General features: G+C 74.1%; 1 pseudogene. It reads left to right on the forward strand.

What is annotated here, in order from left to right:
• Positions 1–240: 240 nt before the first annotated feature.
• A pseudogene (locus ACFV0G_RS31850) lies at positions 241–6,938 on the forward strand (type I polyketide synthase); the annotation flags it as partial.

Below are 6,938 nucleotides of genomic sequence, written 5' to 3' on the forward strand. Positions count from 1 at the left end.
CCCACAACACCTCTTCAATCATAATACGGAATACTAGATGAACGCACGTATCGTGGGATCGGATATGTGAATAAGACACAGCCCCGGCACCCCGCCGGCGTCCCCCCTGCGCGGGACGGCGACCACCCCCGGCACCACTCCCGGCACCACCCCCGGTCCGAGCAGCACCCTCCGCTCGACCTCCCCGTTCCCCTGCGCGACGAGCGCGATCCACCCGGCACCTCCGAAGGCGGCCCGCTGATGGCAGACGAAAAGAAGCTCCTCGACCACCTCAAGTGGATGACCGCCGAGCTGCGCCGGGCCAACCGCCGGCTGCGCGAGGCCGAGGAGGCGGAGCAGGAGCCGATCGCGATCGTCGCGATGAGCTGCCGCCTGCCCGGCGGCGTCCGCTCGCCGGAGGACCTGTGGCAGCTGGTGTCCACCGGCGCCGACGCGATCTCACCGTTCCCCGCCGACCGCGGCTGGGACCTCGAGAACCTCTACCACCCGGACCCGGACCACCAGGGCACGTTCTACGCGAGCGGCGGCGGATTCCTGCACGGCGCCGCCGAGTTCGACGCCGAGTTCTTCGGGATCTCGCCGCGCGAGGCGCTCGCCATGGACCCGCAGCAGCGGCTGCTGCTGGAGGCCTCCTGGGAGGTCTTCGAACGGGCCGGCATCGACCCGGCGTCGCTGCGCGGCAGCCGGACCGGCGTGTACGTCGGCGGCAGCTACCAGGGGTACGGCTCCGAGCTCCGCGAGGTGCCCGAGGGCGTCGAGGGTCGGCTGCTCACCGGCAACGCGACCAGCGTGCTCTCCGGCCGGATCGCTTACACGCTGGGCCTGGAGGGCCCGGCGGCCACCCTGGACACCGCCTGCTCGTCCTCGCTGGTGGCGCTCCACTGGGCCTGCCAGGCGCTGCGCGACGGCGACTGCTCGCAGGCCCTGGTCGGCGGTGTGACGGTGATGGCGACGCCGGATGTGTTCGTCGAGTTCAGCCGCCAGCGCGGCCTGGCCGCCGACGGCCGCTGCAAGTCCTTCGCGGGCGCCGCGGACGGCACCGGCTGGTCCGAGGGCGTCGCCGTACTGCTGGTCGAGCGGCTCTCCGACGCCCGCCGCAACGGCCACCCGGTGCTCGCCGTGGTGCGCGGCTCCGCCGTCAACCAGGACGGCGCGTCCAACGGGCTGACCGCCCCGAACGGCCCGGCCCAGCAGCGGGTGATCCGGCAGGCGCTGGCCGATGCCCGCCTCGCCGCCGCCGACGTGGACGCGGTGGAGGCGCACGGCACCGGTACGACGCTCGGCGACCCGATCGAGGCGCAGGCGCTGCTCGCCACCTACGGCCAGGACCGCCCGGCGGAACAGCCGCTCTGGCTGGGCTCGTTGAAGTCGAACATCGGGCACACCCAGTCCGCCGCCGGCGTCGCCGGTGTGATCAAGATGGTCATGGCGATGCGCCACGGCCTGCTCCCGCAGACCCTCCACGTGGACGAGCCGACCCCGCACGTCGACTGGACCACGGGTGCGGTCGAGCTCCTGACCGAGCCCCGCCCCTGGCCCGAGACCGGACAGCCGCGCCGGGCCGCCGTCTCCTCCTTCGGCGTCAGCGGTACCAACGCCCACACCATCCTGGAACAGGCCCCCGAGCCCGCCGAGGACCCGGACGCCTCGGCCCCGGCCGCCGCGCCGGTGTCTGCCGCCGCGGACCGTGCCAGCCGTACGGCCGTGCCGTGGCTCCTCTCCGCGCGCAGCGCCGACGCACTCCCGGTGCAGGCCGCCCGGCTGCTGGCCCACGTGGACACCGTGACCGAGGCCGATCCGCTCGACATCGGCTACTCGCTGGCCACCACCAGGGCCGCGCTGCCGTACCGCGCCGCCCTGGTGGCCACGGACACCGATGAGCTCCGGCGCGCCCTCCGCGCCCTCGCCGATGGCGAGCGCGGGCAGACGCTCCAGGACACCGTCGCGGACGGGCCGTCCGCCTTCCTGTTCACCGGCCAGGGCAGCCAGCGGGCCGGGATGGGCGAGGAGTTGTACGCGGCCCACGCTGTGTTCGCTGCGGCTTTCGACGAGGTCTGTGCCGAGCTGGACGGTCATCTGGACCGTCCGCTGCGTGAGGCGATCGCCGATGAGGCGCTGATCCATGAGACGGGTTATGCGCAGCCGGCGCTGTTCGCGTTGGAGGTGGCGCTGTTCCGGCTGGTGGAGTCCTGGGGTGTGCGGCCGGACTTCCTGGCGGGGCATTCGATCGGTGAGATCGCCGCCGCGCACGTTGCCGGGGTGTTCTCGCTGGCGGATGCGTGCAGGCTGGTGGCGGCGCGGGGCCGGCTGATGCAGGCGCTGCCGCGCGGCGGAGCGATGGTGGCCATCGAGGCCGCCGAGGGCGAGGTCCTGCCGCTGCTGCTCGGACGCGGCGACGAGCTGGGCATTGCCGCCGTCAACGGGCCTTCCTCCGTGGTGGTTTCCGGTGACGAGCGGGCGGTGCTCGAGCTGGCCGCCGACTGGGAGGCCCAGGGTCGGAGGACCAAGCGGCTGACCGTGAGCCACGCGTTCCATTCGCCGTTGATGGACGGGATGGTGGACGAGTTCCGTGCGGTGGCCGGGCAGGTGGTGTTCGAGGTGCCGCGGATCCCGGTCGTGTCCACGTTGACGGGTGCGCTCGTCTCGGCCGAGCTGACGGATCCCGAGTACTGGGTGCGGCACGTCCGGGAGGCCGTCCGGTTCGGCGACGCGGTGCAGGTGCTGGAGGCGCAGGGCGTCCGGACGTTCGTGGAGCTGGGGCCGGACGGGGTGCTCTCGGCCATGGGCCAGGAGTCCGCGGCCGAGGCCGCGTTCGTCCCGCTGCTCCGCGCAGGCCGCCCCGAGTCCGAGAGCCTGACCAGCGGTGTGGCCCGTGCTCACCTGCGCGGCGTCACCGTCGACTGGGCCGCGTTCTACGCCGGAAGCGGCGCACGGCGGGTGGAGCTGCCGACCTATGGCTTCCGCCCCGGCCGGTACTGGCTGGAGTCGGGCGGCCCCGCCCCGGCCGGGGTGCCGGCCGACCCGGTGGACACCCGGTTCTGGGAGGCCGTGGAGAGCGAGGACCTCGCCGCGCTCGCCGCGACCCTCGGCGTGGAGGACGGCGACCGCCTCGGCGACGCGCTCCCGATGCTGGCGGCGTGGCGGCGGCGTAGTCGTGAGGCGTCGGTGGTGGACGGTTGGCGCTATCGGGTGGAGTGGCGGCCGGTGGTGGAGTCGGCGGTTGGGTTGTCGGGTGTGTGGTTGGTGGCGGCCGGGGCCGGGGAGTTGGCCGGGGTGTTGGCCGGGGGTGGTGCGGAGGTGCGGTTCTTCGAGGCCGGTTCGGCTGATCGTGCTGTCCTGGCGGGTGTGTTGCGGTCGGTGGTGGCCGATGGTGTGTCGGTGGCGGGCCTGGTGGTTCCGGCTGCCGGGCCGGGCGGGGTGTTGGCTCTCGTTCAGGCGTTGGGTGATGTCGGTGTTGCTGCGCCGCTGTGGTGTGTCACGAGGGGCGCGGTAGCCACCGGGCGTTCGGAGCGGCTGGCTGATCCCGGGCAGGCGCAGGTGTGGGGTCTGGGCCGGGTGGTGGCGTTGGAGCATCCGGAGCGGTGGGGTGGTCTGGTGGATCTGCCCGTGGAGGCGGACGGGCGGGATTTCGACCGGCTGGCGGGTGTGCTGGCCGGTGGTGGTGAGGATCAGGTCGCGGTTCGTGGGTCCGGGGTCTTCGGTCGTCGTCTGGTGCGTGCGCCGCGTGGTGAGGGGGCGAGTTGGTCGCCGTCGGGGACGGTGCTGGTGACCGGCGGGACGGGTGCGCTGGGCGCGGAGGTGTCGCGGTGGCTGGCCCGTAGCGGTGCCGGGCATCTGGTGCTGACCAGTCGCCGGGGCCTGGACGCGCCGGGTGCGGCGGAGTTGCGTGATGAGCTGACGGCGCTGGGCGCGACGGTGACGGTGGCGGCGTGTGATGTTGCCGACCGTGAGGCACTGGCGGAGTTGCTGGCGGGGCACGGGCTGTCCGCGGTGTTCCACACGGCGGGCGTCCTGGACGACGGCGTCGTCGACGCACTGACGGCGGAGCGGTTGGCGTCGGTGGCCCGGCCGAAGGTGGACGCTGCGCGCAACCTCCATGAGTTGACCGCTGGTCACGATCTGTCGGCGTTTGTGCTGTTCTCCTCGACGGCCGGGACGATCGGTAGTGCCGGTCAGGGCAACTATGCCGCGGCCAATGCCTACCTGGATGCGCTTGCCGAGCAGCGGCGGGCCGACGGGCTCCCGGCGACCTCGGTCGCCTGGGGTCCGTGGGCCGAGGCGGGCATGGCGACCGACGACCGGCTCACCGAGCGCCTGCGCCGCGAGGGTGTGCCCCCGATGGCTCCCGACCTCGCCATGACCGCGCTTCAGCAGGCCCTGGAGAACGGCGACACGGCGCTCGCCGTCGCCGACATCGTCTGGGAGCGGCTGCTCGACGGCACGACGGTGCCCGTCCCCCTCTTCGCCGAGATCCCCGAGGCCGGCCGCGCCACCTCCGCGCGGTCCGAGTCCGACCACTCCGAGGGCCCGTCCGACGGACTCGTCGGCCGCCTGGCCGGGCTGGGCCCCGACGACCGGGCCGCCGTCCTGCTGGACCTGGTCCGCACCGAGGTGGCCGGCGTGCTCGGTTACGCGGAGGCGGACGCGGTGGACGCGGGCCGGGCCTTCCGCGAGCTGGGCTTCGACTCGCTGACCGCCGTCGAGCTGCGCAACCGCCTCACCGCGGTGACCGGGCTCGGCCTGCCCTCCACGCTGGTCTTCGACTACCCGACCGTCACCGCTCTCGCCGGCCACCTCGGCACCGAGGTCCTCGGCCACCGCGGCGAGGCGGCGCTCCCGGAGATCCACCGGGCCGGCTCCGACGGCCCAGCCCCCGCCGCCGACGAGCCGATCGCGATCGTGGCCATGAGCTGCCGCTTCCCCGGCGGGGTCGCCTCGCCGGAGGAGCTGTGGCAGCTGCTCCTCGACGGTGGCGACGCCGTCTCCGGCTTCCCCACCGACCGGGGCTGGGACCTTGCCGCCCTGCACGGCGACGGGCCCGGCCGGGCCGGCACCCGGGAGGGCGGATTCCTGCACGAAGCCGCCGAGTTCGACCCGGTCTTCTTCGGGATCTCTCCGCGTGAGGCGCTCGCCATGGACCCGCAGCAGCGACTGCTGCTGGAGACGTCCTGGGAGGCGTTCGAGCGGGCGGGCATCGACCCGGCGACCCTGCGCGGCAGCCGTACCGGCGTCTTCGTCGGCACCAACGGCCAGGACTACCTCACCCTCGCCGCCAACTCCTCCGACGACCTGGAGGGGCGGCTCGGCACCGGTACGGCGGCGAGTGTGGTCTCCGGGCGGCTGTCGTACACCTTCGGCCTGGAGGGGCCGGCGGTGACCGTCGACACCGCCTGCTCCTCCTCGCTGGTCGCCCTGCACCTCGCGGGCCAGGCGCTGCGCGCCGGGGAGTGCTCGCTCGCCCTGGTGGGCGGGGTCACGGTGATGTCGACGCCGGGTGCGTTCGTCGAGTTCAGCCGGCAGGGCGGCCTCGCCGGGGACGGGCGCTGCAAGGCGTTCGCCGCGGGGGCGGACGGCACGGGCTGGGGCGAGGGCGTCGGACTGCTGCTGGTCGAGCGGCTCTCCGACGCGCAGCGCAACGGCCACCGGGTGCTGGCGGTGGTCCGCGGCTCCGCCGTCAACCAGGACGGCGCCTCCAACGGCCTCACCGCGCCGAACGGCCCGTCCCAGCAGCGGGTGATCCGGCAGGCGCTGGCCGCCGCCCGCCTCACCGCTGCCGACGTGGACGCCGTCGAGGCGCACGGCACCGGTACGGTCCTCGGCGACCCGATCGAGGCCCAGGCGCTGCTCGCCACCTACGGCCAGGACCGCCCGGCCGGACAGCCGCTCCGGCTCGGCTCGGTGAAGTCCAACATCGGGCACACCCAGGCCGCCGCCGGTGTCGCCGGCGTCATCAAGATGGTGCTGGCGATGGAGCACGGCGTACTGCCGCGCACCCTGCACGTCGACGCGCCGTCCACCGAGGTCGACTGGTCGGCCGGGTCCGTGGAGCTGCTGACGCAGAACACCGCGTGGCCGCAGGCCGGCCGGCCGCGCCGCGCTGCGGTCTCCTCGTTCGGCATGAGCGGCACCAATGCGCACGTCGTCCTGGAGCAGGCACAGGCCGCGGAGCCCGCGGACCTCGACCCGGAGTCGGCCGCACCGCCGTTCTGGCCGGTGCCGTTGTCCGCCCGCACGGAGGACGGCCTGCGGGCCCAGGCCGAGCGGCTGCTGCGGGCGGTGGCACTCGGCGCCGGACCCGGCGACGTCGCGTACTCGCTGGCCACCGGCCGTGCCGCGATGGAGCACCGGGCGGTCGTGGTGGCCGCCGACGAGCAGGGGTTGATGCGGGGTCTTCAGGGGTTGGCCGCCGGCACCCCCGGTGCGACTGTGGTCCGGGGCTCGGCCACGGGCGGCAAACTCGCCTTCCTCTTCACCGGCCAGGGCAGTCAGCGGCGGGGCATGGGAGCTGAGTTGTACGAGACGTACCCGGTGTTCGCCGAGGCTCTCGACGCGGTCTGCGCGGAGCTGGACGGCCACCTGGAGCGTCCGCTGCGCGAGGCGATCGCCGATGCCGAGCTGATCAATGAGACGGCGTACACCCAGCCGGCCCTGTTCGCCGTCGAGGTGGCGCTGTTCCGCCTGCTGGAGTCGTGGGGCCTGCGCCCCGACGCGCTGGCCGGTCACTCGATCGGCGAGCTGGCCGCCGCCCATGTCGCCGGGGTGTTCTCGCTGGCCGATGCGGCGAAGCTGGTGGCGGCCCGCGGCCGGCTGATGCAGGCGCTGCCTGCCGGCGGCGCGATGGTGGCCGTCGAGGCGGCGGAGGACGAGGTGCTGCCGCTGCTGGTCGAGGGCGTGGGCATCGCCGCCGTCAACGGGCCGACCTCGGTGGTGGTCTCGGG

The organism is Kitasatospora sp. NPDC059571, assembly GCF_042735675.1.
Classification (GTDB): domain Bacteria; phylum Actinomycetota; class Actinomycetes; order Streptomycetales; family Streptomycetaceae; genus Kitasatospora.